This is a genomic window from Streptomyces sp. NPDC005551, from assembly GCF_042871785.1.
Classification (GTDB): domain Bacteria; phylum Actinomycetota; class Actinomycetes; order Streptomycetales; family Streptomycetaceae; genus Streptomyces.
Window position 1 is genome coordinate 58,495 of record NZ_JBIAJE010000010.1, and the last position, 14,090, is coordinate 72,584.

At 73.6% G+C, this 14,090-nt stretch carries 13 protein-coding genes; 2 read left to right on the top strand and 11 right to left on the bottom strand.

The features are described from left to right. Positions 1–111 precede the first annotated feature (111 nt). The 8 genes from ACFYP4_RS27445 to infC all read right to left on the bottom strand — a co-directional run bounded on the left by ACFYP4_RS27445 (position 112) and on the right by infC (position 9,186). Positions 112–1,128: a PP2C family protein-serine/threonine phosphatase gene (locus ACFYP4_RS27445; RefSeq protein ID WP_388788902.1), complete on the bottom strand. Its 1,017-nt coding sequence runs from the start codon at positions 1,126–1,128 to the stop codon at positions 112–114. A 444-nt stretch (positions 1,129–1,572) separates the two neighbouring features. Then, on the bottom strand, positions 1,573–4,077 hold the full coding sequence (gene pheT, locus ACFYP4_RS27450) for a phenylalanine--tRNA ligase subunit beta (protein WP_358854681.1): 2,505 nt from the start codon (positions 4,075–4,077) through the stop codon (positions 1,573–1,575). Then, positions 4,077–5,204, bottom strand: coding sequence for a phenylalanine--tRNA ligase subunit alpha (gene pheS / locus ACFYP4_RS27455; protein ID WP_358854682.1), 1,128 nt, complete (start codon positions 5,202–5,204; stop codon positions 4,077–4,079). The genes pheT and pheS overlap by 1 nt, the downstream gene beginning before the upstream one ends. A gap of 179 nt (positions 5,205–5,383) precedes the next feature. After that, a complete protein-coding gene (locus tag ACFYP4_RS27460) occupies positions 5,384–6,550 on the bottom strand; it encodes an ATP-binding protein (RefSeq protein WP_358854683.1) in 1,167 nt (388 codons plus the stop codon). 53 nt (positions 6,551–6,603) lie between these two features. After that, complete coding sequence (locus tag ACFYP4_RS27465; RefSeq protein WP_388788907.1) at positions 6,604–7,461, bottom strand: TrmH family RNA methyltransferase; 858 nt, start codon at positions 7,459–7,461, stop codon at positions 6,604–6,606. Between the two features lie 194 nt (positions 7,462–7,655). Next, positions 7,656–8,039 carry a 50S ribosomal protein L20 gene (gene rplT / locus ACFYP4_RS27470; RefSeq protein WP_358855979.1) on the bottom strand — a complete coding sequence of 128 codons (384 nt, stop codon included), beginning with the start codon at positions 8,037–8,039 and terminating at the stop codon, positions 7,656–7,658. 95 nt (positions 8,040–8,134) lie between these two features. Further along, a complete protein-coding gene (gene rpmI / locus ACFYP4_RS27475; RefSeq protein WP_003947156.1) occupies positions 8,135–8,329 on the bottom strand; it encodes a 50S ribosomal protein L35 in 195 nt (64 codons plus the stop codon). 152 nt (positions 8,330–8,481) lie between these two features. Then, a complete protein-coding gene (gene infC / locus ACFYP4_RS27480) occupies positions 8,482–9,186 on the bottom strand; it encodes a translation initiation factor IF-3 (protein WP_358855985.1) in 705 nt (234 codons plus the stop codon). Between the two features lie 366 nt (positions 9,187–9,552). Here infC and ACFYP4_RS27485 point away from each other — a divergent pair, with 366 nt between their 5' ends. Continuing rightward, positions 9,553–9,909, top strand: a complete 357-nt coding sequence (locus ACFYP4_RS27485) for a DUF1844 domain-containing protein (RefSeq protein ID WP_358855980.1) — start codon at positions 9,553–9,555, stop codon at positions 9,907–9,909. Between the two features lies 1 nt (position 9,910). Here ACFYP4_RS27485 and ACFYP4_RS27490 read toward each other — a convergent pair whose 3' ends face one another. Continuing rightward, complete coding sequence (locus tag ACFYP4_RS27490) at positions 9,911–10,645, bottom strand: SseB family protein (RefSeq protein ID WP_358855981.1); 735 nt, start codon at positions 10,643–10,645, stop codon at positions 9,911–9,913. Between the two features lie 149 nt (positions 10,646–10,794). Between ACFYP4_RS27490 and ACFYP4_RS27495 the strand changes: the two genes are divergently transcribed. Next, positions 10,795–11,751 carry a hypothetical protein gene (locus ACFYP4_RS27495; protein ID WP_388788911.1) on the top strand — a complete coding sequence of 319 codons (957 nt, stop codon included), beginning with the start codon at positions 10,795–10,797 and terminating at the stop codon, positions 11,749–11,751. Between the two features lie 83 nt (positions 11,752–11,834). Here the strand turns inward: ACFYP4_RS27495 and mycP are convergent, their stop codons facing one another. Together mycP and ACFYP4_RS27505 are read right to left on the bottom strand one after the other, a co-directional pair. Then, positions 11,835–13,007, bottom strand: coding sequence for a type VII secretion-associated serine protease mycosin (mycP, locus tag ACFYP4_RS27500; protein ID WP_388788914.1), 1,173 nt, complete (start codon positions 13,005–13,007; stop codon positions 11,835–11,837). Further along, positions 13,004–13,813, bottom strand: coding sequence for a hypothetical protein (locus tag ACFYP4_RS27505; RefSeq protein ID WP_388789199.1), 810 nt, complete (start codon positions 13,811–13,813; stop codon positions 13,004–13,006). The genes mycP and ACFYP4_RS27505 overlap by 4 nt, the downstream gene beginning before the upstream one ends. Positions 13,814–14,090 lie beyond the last annotated feature (277 nt).

A 14,090-nucleotide genomic window follows, 5' to 3' on the forward strand; every position in this document is an offset into this window, starting at 1 on the left:
GAGGCCGGGCGGGCCGCCGGCTCCCCCTCGTACAGTGCGGCGGCCCGCTTCCGCGCCGTCCGCCCGGCCGCCTGCCCGGCACTCCGCGGCGGGGCGGACGGCGCGCCGAACTCACACGACGGGGTGTGCGCGGTGCCCCACGGGCTCGCCCTGGTGGTGGGCGGGTTGACGGGCGTTGTGGAGGACGAGCAGCGCCGCGTCGTCGGTCGGCGGGCCGCCGCTGTGGCGCCGCAGCCCGGAGAAGACGGCAGCCAGCACGGCCTGGGGTGAGACGGGCCGCGTACGGACGCACCCGGTGAGCGCGGCGGACAGCGAGAAGAACCGGCCACGGGCGTCCCGCGCGTCCTCGACCCCGTCGGTGTGCAGCACGAGGGCGTCACCGGGCAGCAGCCGCCCGTGGGCTGACGGCGTCAGATCGGCCGGGAGCGGGAACGGGCCGAGCGGCGGCAGCGGTTCGCCGCACGAGAGCGGCTCGACCCGGACGGCCGCTCCGCCCGGGGCCGGGTCGGCGCGCAGCACATAGGGCCAGGGATGACCGCAGTTGAGGACGCGCAGCTCGCCGTCGCGGCGGATCTCCAGGAGCAGTACGGTGACGAACTCCTCCGCGACGGGACTGTCGGGCTCGGTACCCGCCGAGGGATGCCCGGCTCTCGCCCGCTCCCGCAGATGCCGGGCCAGCGCGCGGTCGAGCCGCGTGAGCACCCGGGTGAGGTCGGGCTCGTCGTGCGCGGCCTCGCGGAAGCTGCCGAGGACGGCGGCGGCCGTCGTGAGGGCGCCGAGGCCGTGGCCGCGGACGTCCCCGATCACGGCCCGCACCCCGTACTCGGTGGCTGTCACGTCGTACAGATCGCCTCCGACGACGGCACCGCGCTCCGCGGAGAGCTGGGCCGCGGCGATGTCGAGGCCGCCGATCCGCGGCGGCGGCGGACGCAGCAGGACACTCTGCGCGGCACCGGCGACCTTGCGGACCTGCCGGAGCTCGCGCAGCAGGGTCCGCCGGACGTGGACCACGAGCCCCGTGCCGACGACGAAGAACACGGCGCTGGTGACGATCCGGGCCCCGAGCCCGGTCTGCTGGGCGAGCGGGCAGCTCAGCTTGTACGTGACGGCGCCCGCGCCCCAGAGCATGGGGGGCCCCATCGACAGGGCACGGCGCACGGTCCGGCGCGCGGGCAGCCGGTCGGTCCGGCGGACCGCGCGCGTCAGCCGCGCTCGTGGCCCGGCCCGGCGGACCGCGCGCGTCAGCCGGGTCCCCGGCTCGTCCCGGCGGCCCCGCGCCGGGAGAGCCGTCCGTCCCGACGGCCGGGAATGCCTCCGGGGCCACACGTCGCGGACCGCCCCAGCCTTGATACGGATCATGCCGACGGCCCCCCATCAGGCCCTGACTGCGCAGAATGGCCCGGGGTGTCCGTCGACGACACCCCCGGGGCCGGTCCGATTCTTTCGACCGCATGCCCCGATCGGACCAGATCGCCCGCAGTTGTCACCCGAACGAGTGAGGGGCACATCCGACAATCCGGACGTGCCCCTCACTCGTCGTCAACCTGGGTCACCAGCGGTGACCCGGCACGGTCACGCCCCGCGCAGCACCGCCCCGGTGCGCTCGGCCGCCAGGGCGACGGCCGCGTCACGGGCCGCGGAGGCCTCGTCGACGGTCAGGGTGCGGTCGGCTGCCCGGAAGCGCAGCGCGTAGGCCAGGGACTTCATTCCCTCGCCGAGCTGCTCGCTCTCGTAGACGTCGAACAGCCGGATGGACTCGAGGAGTTCACCGGCGCCCTCACACAGCGCCGCCTCCACGTCCGCGTGGGGGACGAACTTCTCGACGACCAGCGCGACGTCCTGGGTGGCCACCGGGAACGACGAGATGTGCGGGCCCTTCGGGAGCCCCGCGCTCGCCTGCTCCAGCGCGTCCAGGTCCACCTCCGCCGCGCAGGTGCGCGCGGGCAGGCCCAGCGCCTTGACGACCCGCGGGTGCAGCTCGCCGGCGTACCCGACGACCTGCTCGGCGCCGTCGATCACCACGGCGAGCTCGGCGCAGCGGCCCGGGTGCCACGGTCCGTACTGGCCGGTGCGGACGAGGAGTTCGGTGCCCGCCTCCCGGGCCAGGGTGCGTGCCGCCTCGACGGCGTCGGCCCAGTCGGCCGGCCGGCCCTTGCCCCACCAGCCGGCCTGCTCGCGGGCGCCCGCGAGAACGACGGCGGCGTGCCGGGGCTGGACGGGAAGCGCGGCGGTCAGCGACGCGATCTCCTCGTCGGTGGGGCGGCGGTCGACGGGCAGCCGCACTGCGACGCGCTGCTCCTCGCGCGGGTGGAAGACGAGACCGGTCTCGAACAGCGCGAGGTCGTGGCTGCCCCGGCCGTCGTTGCGGCGCAGCGCGCCGAGCAGGCCGGGCAGCAGCGTGGTGCGGAGCGCCGGCTCCTCGTCGGAGAGCGGGTTGGCCAGCTTGACGACCTTGCGCTTGGGGTCGTCGGCGTCCAGTCCGAGCTGGTCGAAGACGTGCTCGCCGAGGAAGGGGTAGTTCGGCGCCTCGACGAATCCGGCGCCGGCCAGCGCGCGGCCGAACCGGCGGTGCATCCGCTGCCGGTCGGTGAGACCGCGGCCCGCGGGGGGCTTGGGCAGGGTGGAGGGCAGGTTCTCGTAGCCCTCGAGCCGGATGACCTCTTCGGCGAGGTCGTTCGGGTCCGTGAGGTCGGGACGCCAGGAGGGCACGGTGACGATCAGCTCGTCCTGCCCGTAGACGTCGCAGCCGACCTCCTGGAGGCGGCGCACGACGCTCTCGCGGCCGTACTCGACGCCGGCGACCCGGTCCGGATGGTTTGCCGGGATCGTGATGGTGTGCGGCGCGGACGGGGCGATGATCTGCGTGACACCCGCGTCGGCGGTGCCGCCGGCGAGGAGGACGAGCAGGTCGACGGTGCGCTGCGCGGCGGCCGCGGCGGCCTCCGGGTCGACGCCGCGCTCGAAGCGCCTGGACGCCTCGGAGGCCAGCTTGTGCCGGCGGGCGGTGCGGGCGATCGAGATCGCGTCGAAGTGCGCGGCCTCGACGACGACCTCGGTGGTGGTGCCCTCGGTGTCGTCGATCTCGGTGTCGGCGCCGCCCATGACACCCGCGAGGCCGATCGGCCCGCGGTCGTCGGTGATCACCAGGTCCCCGGCGTCGAGCGTGCGCTTGACGCCGTCGAGGGTGGTGAGCCGCTCGCCCTGTTCGGCCCGGCGCACACCGATCGCGCCCTGGATGCGGGAGCGGTCGTACGCGTGCAGGGGCTGGCCGAGTTCCAGCATCACGTAGTTGGTGATGTCGACGGCGAGCGAGATGGGGCGCATCCCGGCCTTCTGCAGGCGGCGCTGCAGCCAGATCGGGGAGCGCGCCTCGGGGTCGAGGCCGGTGACCGTGCGGGCGGTGAAGCGGTCGCAGCCCCGCGGCTCCAGGACGCGCACCGGGTGCCCGAACGCGTTCGGCGCCGGCACGTCGAGCAGCGCCGGGTCGCGCAGCGGCAGCCCGTACGCGATGGCGGTCTCGCGGGCCACGCCGCGCATCGACAGGCAGTAGCCGCGGTCGGGCGTGACGGCGATGTCGAGGACCTCGTCGACGAGCTCGAGCAGCTCGATGGCGTCGGTGCCGGGCTCGTACTCGGGCGGCAGCACGATGATGCCGTGCGAGCCGTCGTCGCCCATGCCCAGCTCGTCGCCCGAGCAGATCATGCCGTGCGAGGTCCTGCCGTACGTCTTGCGCGCGGCGATCGCGAAGTCGCCGGGGAGCACGGCGCCGGGGAGGACCACGACGACCTTGTCGCCGACGGCGAAGTTGCGGGCGCCGCAGACGATCTCCTGGGGCTCGCCGGTGCCGTTGGCCCCGCCGACGTCGACGGTGCAGAAGCGGATGGGCTTCTTGAAGCCCTCCAGTTCCTCGATGGTCAGCACCTGGCCGACGACGAGCGGGCCCTTGAGGCCGGTGCCGAGCTGCTCGACCCTCTCGACCTCCAGGCCGGCGGAAACGAGTTTGGCCTGCACGTCGCGGCCGGTCTCGGTGGCCGGCAGGTCGACGTACTCCCGCAGCCAGGAAAGCGGGACCCGCATCAGATCTCCATCCCGAACGGCCGGGTGAACCGGACGTCACCCTCGACCATGTCTCGCATGTCTTCCACGTTGTGACGGAACATCAGCATCCGCTCGATGCCGAACCCGAAGGCGAATCCGCTGTACTTCTCCGGGTCCACGCCGCAGGCGACGAGGACGCGCGGGTTGACCATGCCGCAGCCGCCGAGTTCGATCCAGCCCTCGCTGGAGCAGGTGCGGCAGGGCCGGTCGGGGTTGCCGACGGACGCGCCCCGGCAGACGTAGCAGAGCATGTCCATCTCGGCGGACGGCTCGGTGAAGGGGAAGTAGTTCGGCCGCAGCCGGGTCTTCATGTCGGCGCCGAAGAGCGACTGGACCATGTGGTCCAGGGTGCCCTTGAGGTCGGCCATGGTCAGGCCCTCGTCGACGGCCAGCAGCTCGATCTGGTGGAAGACCGGGGTGTGCGTGGCGTCCAGCTCGTCCGTGCGGTAGACCCGGCCGGGGCACACCACGTAGACGGGCGGCTCACGGTCGAGCATGGCGCGGGCCTGCACCGGCGAGGTGTGCGTGCGCAGCACGACACCGGACTCGTCGCCGTCCGTGCCCTCGGGGCCCTGGACGAAGAAGGTGTCCTGCATCTGCCGGGCCGGGTGGTCGGGCGTGAAGTTCAGGGCGTCGAAGTTGAACCACTCCGCCTCGGCCTCGGGGCCTTCCGCGATCTCGTATCCCATGGACACGAAGACGTCCGCGACGCGCTCCATGAACGTGGTCAGCGGGTGGCGGGCGCCGGCCGGTACGCGGTCGTACGGCAGGGTGACGTCCACCGCCTCCTCGACCAGGACCCGGGTGTCGCGCTCGGCCTCCAGCTCGGTCTGGCGGGCGGCGAGGGCCTTGTTCACGGCGCCGCGGGCCTGGCCCACGCGCTTGCCGGCCTCGGCCTTGGCGTGCGGGGGCAGCGCGCCGATCTCGCGGTTGGCGAGGGCCAGCGGCGAGGCGCCGCCGGTGTGGGCGACCTTGGCCTCCTGGAGCGCGTCGAGGTCGCCGGCGGCCGCGAAGGCGGCGAGCGCCTCGTCCCGCATGCGCTCGATCTCTTCCGGTTTCAAGGCCTCGACCTCTACAGGGTCGTACGACTTATTCGGTGCCGACATCTCTTCCCGTGCTTCCGGTTGGCTGGCGGATGGTCCCCGTCCCGACTCGGGGGGACGCATCGTCCCTGAAACGGGGACGCAAAGGTGCCAAAGGCCGAGTCTAACGGGGGTGGGAGCCTCTCCCCGACTGGGCGTCCGGGCGGGCTCGCTGCGGCTGCGCCCGTGGGGCCCGTGCGGCGCTAGAGGAGATACGCCGGGGTGCCCACGGGCAGCGTAAATCGGAACTCGGCGCCGCCGCCGGGCGCGCGGCCGACGGTGATGGTGCCGCCGTGGGCCTCGACGATGCCCTTGACGATGTAGAGCCCGAGCCCGGTGCCGCCGCGCTTGCTGCCCCGCCAGAAGCGGGTGAAGACGCGGTTCATGGACTCCTCCGGGATGCCGGTGCCCTCGTCGCTCACGGTGACCGACGTGGCTGCGTACGCCGTGCCGTCGTCGTCCGCGCGGTCGCGCGGGGACGCCGAGGGCGTGACGTCGATGGTGACGGTTCCCTCGCCGTGGCGCACGGCATTTTCCAGGAGGTTGCTGAGCACCTGGTCGACCTTGTCGGGGTCGGCCCACAGGTCGGGCAGCGGATGCCGGATCCGCAGCAGGAAACGGTCGGCGGGCTGGCCGGCCGCGACGTACGCCTGGATGTGGCGGCCGACGGCGGCGCCGATGTCGACGGGCTGGCGGCGCACTTCGAGGCGCCCGGAGTCGATCCGGGAGATGTCGAGCAGTTCGGCGATGAGCCGGGTCACGCGGTCCGCGTCGGCGTCCACCGTCTCCAGCATCAGCTTCTTCTGGTCGTCGGTGAAGCGCTCCCATTTGGCGAGGAGGGTCGCGGTGAACCCCTTGACCGAGGTGAGGGGGGAGCGCAGCTCGTGGGCGACGGTGGCGATCAGCTCGGCGTGACTGCGCTCGGTGCGGCGGCGGGCCTCGGTGTCCCGCAGGCAGACGATGACGCGGCGGACGGGGCCGGTGGGCCGGGTACGCACGTAGCGGGCGGAGACCAGCACTTCGCGCCCGCCGGGCAGCAGCAGGTTCCGCTCGGGCTGTCCGACCCGGATGGCGAGGCCGCCGTACGGGTCGGTGAGCTGCCACCAGCGGCGGCCTTCGAGGTCCTCCAGCGGCAGGACCCGCTCCAGCCGGCGCCCGAGGGCGTCGGCGGCGGGCACCGCGGTGATCCGGGCGGCGGCGGCGTTGAAGCAGATCACCTGGCCGTGCTCGTCGGCGACGACGAGTCCGTCCGGCAGGTCGTCCGGGCCGATGCCCGGCTCGGCTCCCAGTTCGGCGAGTTCACCGCGCCGGGCCGCGGGCGTGCCGCGCAGGTCCCGTGCCCCCGGTGCTCTCGTCGTGCCGACACCCATCCCCGTACCCCACCTCTCGTCCGGCGCAGTGGGCCCCCGAGCCCGTCACCCTACTAGCTCTCGGTGACGGAGCGGCACCCTCCGGAGGCGCGCTGTGCACGGGCGGACGCGTAGAGACATACGGCCGCGGCGGTGGCGAGGTTCAGGCTCTCGGCCTTTCCGTGGATCGGGACGCGCACCACGGCGTCCGTCAGTGCGCGGGTCTCCTCCGGGAGCCCCCAGGCCTCGTTCCCGAACACCCAGGCGGTGGGCCCGCCCATGGTCCCCTTGTCCAGCTCGTCGTCGAGGTCGTCCTCTCCCGCCCCGTCGGCGGCGAGGATGCGCACCCCGGCGTCCTTGAGCCCCTGGACGGCCCGCTCCACGGGCACGCCGACGGCGACGGGCAGGTGGAACAGCGAGCCGACCGAGGCCCGTACGGCCTTGGGGTTGTACAGGTCGACGGACGCGTCGGTGAGTACGACGGCCTCGGCGCCGGCGGCGTCCGCGCAGCGCAGGACGGTCCCGGCGTTCCCCGGGTCCCGCACGTGGGCCAGTACGGCGACGAGCTTCGGCCGGCCGGCCAGGATCTCCTCGAAGGGGGTGTCGAGGAACCGGCAGACGCCGACGAGCCCCTGCGGGGTGACGGTGGTCGAGATGTCGGCGATCACGTCCTCGTCGGCGAGGTGCAGGCGGGCGCCCGCGGCCCGGGCGTCCCCGACGATGTCGGCGTACCGGTCGGCCGCCTCCACGGTGGCGAACAGCTCCACGAGGGTGGCGTCGCCGCCGGGCCGGTGCGCCGCCGCCTCCCGCACGGCCTGCGGCCCCTCGGCGAGGAACAGCCGCTCCTTGCCCCGGAAGTTCCGCCTGGCCAGCCGCCGGGCGGCGGACACACGCGGCGAGCGCGGAGAGATCAACTCGGTGGCGGCGGGCATGGGTTCACCTTCGGGATTCATGGAGGGTGCGGAGTCTTCCCCGGCCGTGCGGGGTCTCCCGGCCGCGGCGGTGAACCCGGCGGTGCCGGACCGGCGCGCCCGGGGCGGTCGCGGCGGCTCCGGACGCAGTCGGACCCGCAGACCGTGACGGCCTGCGGGTCCGATGCACTACCGGCTCACGCCAGCGCCAGGTGTCAGGCGGCCTTCGGCGCGTTGACGTCCGACGGCAGCGCCTTCTGCGCGACCTCGACGAGCGCGGCGAACGCGTTGGGGTCGTTGACGGCCAGCTCGGCGAGGATCTTGCGGTCCACCTCGATGTTGGCGGCGTTCAGACCCTGGATGAGGCGGTTGTACGTCATGCCGTTCTGGCGGGCCGCAGCGTTGATGCGCTGGATCCACAGCCGACGGAAGTCGCCCTTGCGCTTCTTGCGGTCGTTGTAGTTGTAGACCAGGGAGTGGGTGACCTGCTCCTTGGCCTTGCGGTACAGGCGCGAACGCTGACCGCGGTAGCCGGAGGCCGCCTCGAGGATCGCCCGGCGCTTCTTGTGGGCGTTGACTGCCCGCTTGACGCGTGCCACTTTTTAACTCCTTGTAGCGGGGCCGTGGATGTGGTCACACGGCCCGAAATCGATAGGGTCCCGGTCCAGACGCGGGGCGCGTGAGCGCCCGTACGTCACTTGCCGAGAAGCTTCTTGATCTTCTTGGCGTCGCCCGGGGCCATCTCGGCGTTGCCGGTGAGGCGGCGCGTCAGTCGGGACGACTTGTGCTCGAGCAGGTGGCGCTTGCCGGCACGCTCGCGGAGCACCTTGCCGGAGCCGGTGATCTTGAAGCGCTTGCTGGCACCGCTGTGCGACTTGTTCTTCGGCATAGCGCCGTTCTCTCCTCGTCAGTGGCGCTCCGGTGCCCGGTCGCGAAACCGGGCACGTCGGAACGTCATATGTATGGATTGACATCCCTGGACTGCCGTCCCTGGGCCCCCCGGACTCTCGTCCTGGGTGCCCCGGGGCCGTCGCCCTGGGATCAGGCCTCGGCGGGTGCCTCGGCCGGAGCCTCGTCGGTCTCGACGTCGTCGGTGAGGTCCTCACCGTCGATGTCGCTCTCCGCGGCGTTCTGCGACTTGCCCGGATTGGCCTTCGCTTCCGCCTTGCGGGCCGCCTGGGCCTCGCGGGCCTCGGCCATCGCCTCGGTCTTCTTCTTGTGCGGGCCGAGAACCATGATCATGTTTCGGCCGTCCTGCTTCGGGCTCGACTCGACGAACCCGAGGTCCTCGACGTCCGAAGCGAGACGCTGCAGCAGTCGGTAGCCGAGCTCCGGCCGGGACTGCTCGCGACCACGGAACATGATCGTGATCTTGACCTTGTCGCCCTGCTTGAGGAACCGGACGACGTGACCCTTCTTCGTGTCATAGTCGTGCGGGTCGATCTTCGGCCGGAGCTTCATCTCCTTGATGACCGTGTGCGCCTGGTTCTTGCGCGCCTCACGGGCCTTCATGGCCGACTCGTACTTGAACTTCCCGTAGTCCATGAGCTTGCAGACGGGCGGGCGAGCTGTCGCCGCCACCTCGACCAGGTCGAGGTCGTACTCCTGAGCAAGCTCAAGGGCCTTGGCAAGCGGAACAATCCCGACCTGCTCGCCGCTAGGACCGACAAGTCGCACTTCGGGAACGCGAATCCGGTCGTTGATGCGGGGCTCGGCGCTGATGGATCCTCCTCGGTAGCACCACACGGCGGTCTGGCGGACAGCCGCGTATGTCTCTGATGACACTGGGACCAACCATCGCGGGACATGAAAAATGCCCCGGACGGGACACAGGCGGGGCTCCAAGCACTACCGGAGCACCGCCGCGGTCAACCGCGGGGCGCGCTTCGGGCGACTCCATCGTCCGTACGGAACGATGGGGGCCGCCTGACCGGGTGACCCGCCGTCCCGGGGGACGGTCGGGTGGGAGTTCGGAGCCTCCACTTGTGGGCCGGAACACAGGAGTGTCCGACCGGTCGTTACACAAGGTTAGCAGCTCCGCCGGGGCACGGCTAACCGGGGCGGCGGGGGCGGCGTCGGGAGCACGTCCGGCGTGGACCTATCGTGTGAGGTATGAGTGACACCCCTCCCCAGAACCCCGACTTCGACACCATGACCCGCGACATCGCGGAGGTCCCCGCGGTCGAGGTGATCGTGACGGTCGCCGTCAACCTGATGAGCGCCGCCGCCGTGAAGCTCGGTCTGACGGAGGAGGGCGAGGAGCACAAGGACCTGGACGAGGCGCGCAAGCTGGTGCACGCGCTGGCCGGACTGCTCGACGCGAGCGCGACCGAGATCAGCTCCTTCCACGCCGCGCCGCTGCGCGACGGCCTGAAGTCGCTCCAGCTGGCGTTCCGCGAGGCGTCGCTCGTCCCGGACGAGCCCGGCCAGGGCCCGGGCGAGAAGTACACGGGTCCGGTCTACGGCTGATTCACGCGTCCCGCACGTACAGGGGCTCGCCCGGAAGCGTAGCCTCGGCCGGCACCAGTGCCAGGTCGAGACCGTGCACCAGGCGGGCCCTTAGTGTCTCGTCGGCCGCCAGCCGCCCGGCGATCGCGCGGACGGCCCCGGCGGGCGCCGCGGAGGGGTCGAGGACGAGGGCGAGGGTGCCGTCCCCGCCGCCGGGCCCCAGGTGCGCGCGGAGCACGGCGGGCTCGGCGGCCAGCGCCGTGCGTACCGCCTCGGCGACGGCCGGGTCGCGCAGCGGGTCCGTGGTCGTCCGCCCCTCCGCTAGCGCGAGCAGCGCGGGGCCGGTCAGCTCGTAGGGCACCGGTCCTGCGAGGTCGAGCAGCAGCGTGTCGGCCTTCTCGTGCGCCGCGGCCCGCAGCGCCTGGTGCAGGGGTACGGCGACGGGGCGGGCCTGCGGGTCCCAGCGGGCGAGCGACTCGGTGGAGGTGAACGCGGGCAGGGCCGTGCGGTTCCCGGCCTTCAGGGTCGGCACCGCCATGTCGCTGGTCTTCTCGTGGCGCAGCCCGTTCTCGTCCTGCTCGACCTCGCCGAGGACGGCCACCACGGGCACGAGCAGCCGGGCGCCCTTGAGGGCCTCCAGGACCGGGGTCACCGCGGTGCGGTCCTCGGCCCAGGCCGCGAGCGCCGCGCTGAGCCGGGGATCGGCGGAGCCGTCGTCGTCGGAGAAGCCGGGGTCGGGAATGTTCTTGTTCGCCACGGTCACGACCCTATCGGTGGGGTGGGGCCGGGAATCCGCGGCCCCGGCGCCCCCGGCGCGAGCGCGCTCACGTGTTTCTCAGTCTTCCCTGACGCGTGTCTCACTTCCGTCCCACGGTGTGCACAGGCCCGGCGCCCAGCATCGCGGGCATGGACTCCCACAGAGCTCGCCCGCGTGTCCGGCCTGGCGGACGCCGCCGCTTCCTCTGCACCGTGCTGGCGTCCGCCGTGCTGGTGGGTGCCACGGCGGCGGGCACCGCCCGCGTGAAGGCCCAGGCGCACGCAGACGCCGGGGTCGTATCGTCTTCGGCGTCATCCACGGCGTCGCCGGCGACCGGTGAGGAGGTGTCGGTGGCAGTTGCGTCGGAACCCTCGGCGGACCGGGACGCACTCCTGGCCGGGGCCATGCGGTCGGTGACCGTCGAGGACGGTGCCGACGTCTCGGTCGCCGTGCTGGACATGGCGTCCGGTGCGGGCGCGGCGTACGGGGACGGCGCCTTCGACACGGCCAGCATCGTCAAGGTGGACATCCTCGCGGCGCTGCTGCTCCAGGCGCAGGACGCGGACCGGCGGCTGACGGCGCGGGAGCGGACGTACGCCACCGCGATGATCGAGGACAGCGACAACGCGTCCGCGACGGCGCTGTGGGACGCCATCGGGGGCTCGGCCGGTCTCGATGCCGCCAACCGCCGCTTCGGGCTGACCGGGACGACGGGCGGGGACGGCGGCCTGTGGGGGCTGACGCGGACCACGGCGGCCGACCAGCTCGTCCTGCTGCGGCAGGTGTTCGGGGACGACTCGGAACTCGGCAGTGCCTCGCGGACGTATCTGCGGACGCTGATGGGCCGGATAGCTACGGGGCAGCGCTGGGGTGTCTCGGCGGCGGCCTCCGTCCCCGAGTCCGGGTGGGCGCTGAAGAACGGGTGGCTGCCGCGCAGCACGACCGGACTGTGGGACGTCAACAGCATCGGACGGATCACGGTCGACGGGCGCGACCGGCTGGTGGCGGTGCTGTCGTGCGGCAGCACGACGAAGGCCAGGGGTGTCGCGCTGGTGGAGGCGGCGGCGAAGGCGGCGGTCTCCGCGATCCGGGACACGGACGCGTAGCGCGGGGCGCGGGGCGCGGTGTCCCCGTAGCCAGACGCCGTACCCGGACGCCCCCCAGCCGTCGCGGCCGGACGCTGCCCGTACTAGGCGTCGTACCCACGCGAGCCCCTGCGTCCGCGCCACAGGACGACCGATGCGGCGAGCAGTGCCGCGCCGAGCGCGCCGGCGAGCGGCCCCACCCAGCTTGCCGAGCCGTCGTCCGCGACGTCGTCGGGACCCGGCCCGAAGTACTCCTGGCCGTACGCCGCCGGGCGCAGTCCCTCCGGTGCGAGCCGGCCGCCCGCCTCGATGGCGGCGGCGGGGTCGACGAAGCCGAAGCCGCGGGAGTCGTCGCGGCCGCCGGCGGGGGTGTTGCGGGCGGTGTCCTCCAGGAGCTGTTTGATCTGGGCGGGGGCGAGGCCCGGGTGCGCGGCCCGGACCAGGGCGACGGCCCCGGAGACGAAGGCGGAGGCGGCGCTGGTGCCCCAGCCCTCGTAGTACTTGTCGTCGGGGTCGGCGATCACGACGTCGACGCCGGGGGCGCTGACGGTGGCGTACCAGCGGCGGGTGGAGAAGGATGCGCGGGCGCCGACCCGGTCGACGGCGGTGGCGGCGATCACGCCGGGATACGCCGCGGGATACGATATGTGGTCGCCCTTCTCGCCGCCGTTGCCGGCCGAGGCGACCACCACGGCGCCCTTGTCGAGCGCGTACTGGACCGCCTCGTCCTCGGCGGGCTCGGGGTGGGCGGACTTGGAGTCGTCGCCCAGGGACAGGTTGATGACGTCGGCGTCGTGGTCGGCGGCCCAGCGGATGCCCTCGGCTAGGGCGTTGCCGCGGGTGTTGCGGGCCTTGCCGCGAGCCGAGTCGCCGTCCTCGAGGATGACCCGGACGGGGAGGATCCTCGCCTCGGGGGCGATGCCCATGACGCCGTCGCCGTTGCCCGTGCCGTGTCCGTGGCCGGCGATGATCCCGGCCATGGCGGTGCCGTGCCTGGCCCAGGCGCGGTCGCCGCGGCGGGCGCCGAAGCCGACCATGTCCTTGCCGGTGAGGACGTTGCCGGCCAGGTCCGGGTGCTCGGCGTCGACGCCGGTGTCGAGGACGGCGACGGTGATGCCCGCGCCCCTGGTCGTGCGCCAGGCCTGTTCGGTGTGCAGGGCGTCGAGGGCCCACTGCTGGGCGCGGATGCCGTCGGCATGGGCACTCGTGGCGGGCAGCACGGCCAGGGAGCCGGCGAGGAGCACCATGAGGAGCCGGGCACCCAGGCGGTGGTTCATGACGGGCTCTCCGTCGCCGGGGCGACCCTCTTGCGCAGGCTGCGCTCGACGCGGTCGGCGAGGCCCTGTGCCTCGTGGCCGAGGCCCGCCTGGGCGGGGGCCGTGGTGGCGCCGGACCCGGTGGCGTCCGCGGCGGGCTGCGGGGTCGCGACGGTGCGGCCGTCGGCGAAACCGGAGACGGCGAAGACGACCACGGGGGCGTCGGTGAGGACCGACACCGTCCAGGACGCGCGCTGCGCATCGCCGAAGCCCGCGGCGAGGGTGTTCTTCGGGGCGTACGAGCGGGGCATGAGGTCGGTGCGCCGGTCGAGTCCCTCCCGCCGGAAGCGGTTCTTCAGGGAGGTCATGGCAGCGGCGTCCGCCTTGGTGAACAGCAGTCCGACGGTGGTGACGTGGCTGCGGGTCGCGTCCGTGTAGGTGGCGCGCAGGAGCCGCAGGCAGCCGGCGGGGGCGAGGGCCTTGCGCAGCAGCGGGTCGAAGGCGTCCGCGCAGCCGCCGTCGGGCGCGACGCCTATCCGCGTCCAGGTCCGGTCGGCGCCGCCGGGTCCCGCGCCCTCGCCGTTCACGGTGGGCGGGAAGAGCCGGTCGACGGGGACGCTGTGCCACATGCCGCCGGCCGCCGCGAAGGCGCCCGGCGATCCGGCCTCCGCGGCGCTGTCCCCGGTCAGCCAGCTGCCGGTGGCCGCGCCGCCGATGAGCCCGAGGCCGAGGACGACGCAGGCGGCGGCCGCGAGGGCGCGGGGCCGGGTCCGCCGGCCCGCCGGGCGCGCGGAGTCGTCGTACGTCTCGGGCTGCCCGAACGACACGAAGGGGCGCGGGGTCGGGGCCTCGCGGAGGACCTCGTCGCGCACGGGGCGCAGCCGCCTTGTGGTCTCGCCCGAGGTCTCCTCGGGTACGGCGGTGCGACGGGGCGGTTCCGCCGGGCGGGCCGGGGTGCCGTGCCCGCGGAAGTCGCCGGTGCCGGTGCCCGTCCCCGGAGTGCCGGCGGGCGGCGCGTCGGGGAAGCGGGCCGAGGCCGGTGGCGGGGGCGGGGCCGACGCGGCGCCGGTGGCCGGTGCCTCCGGACGGCTCCGGGGCGCCGGC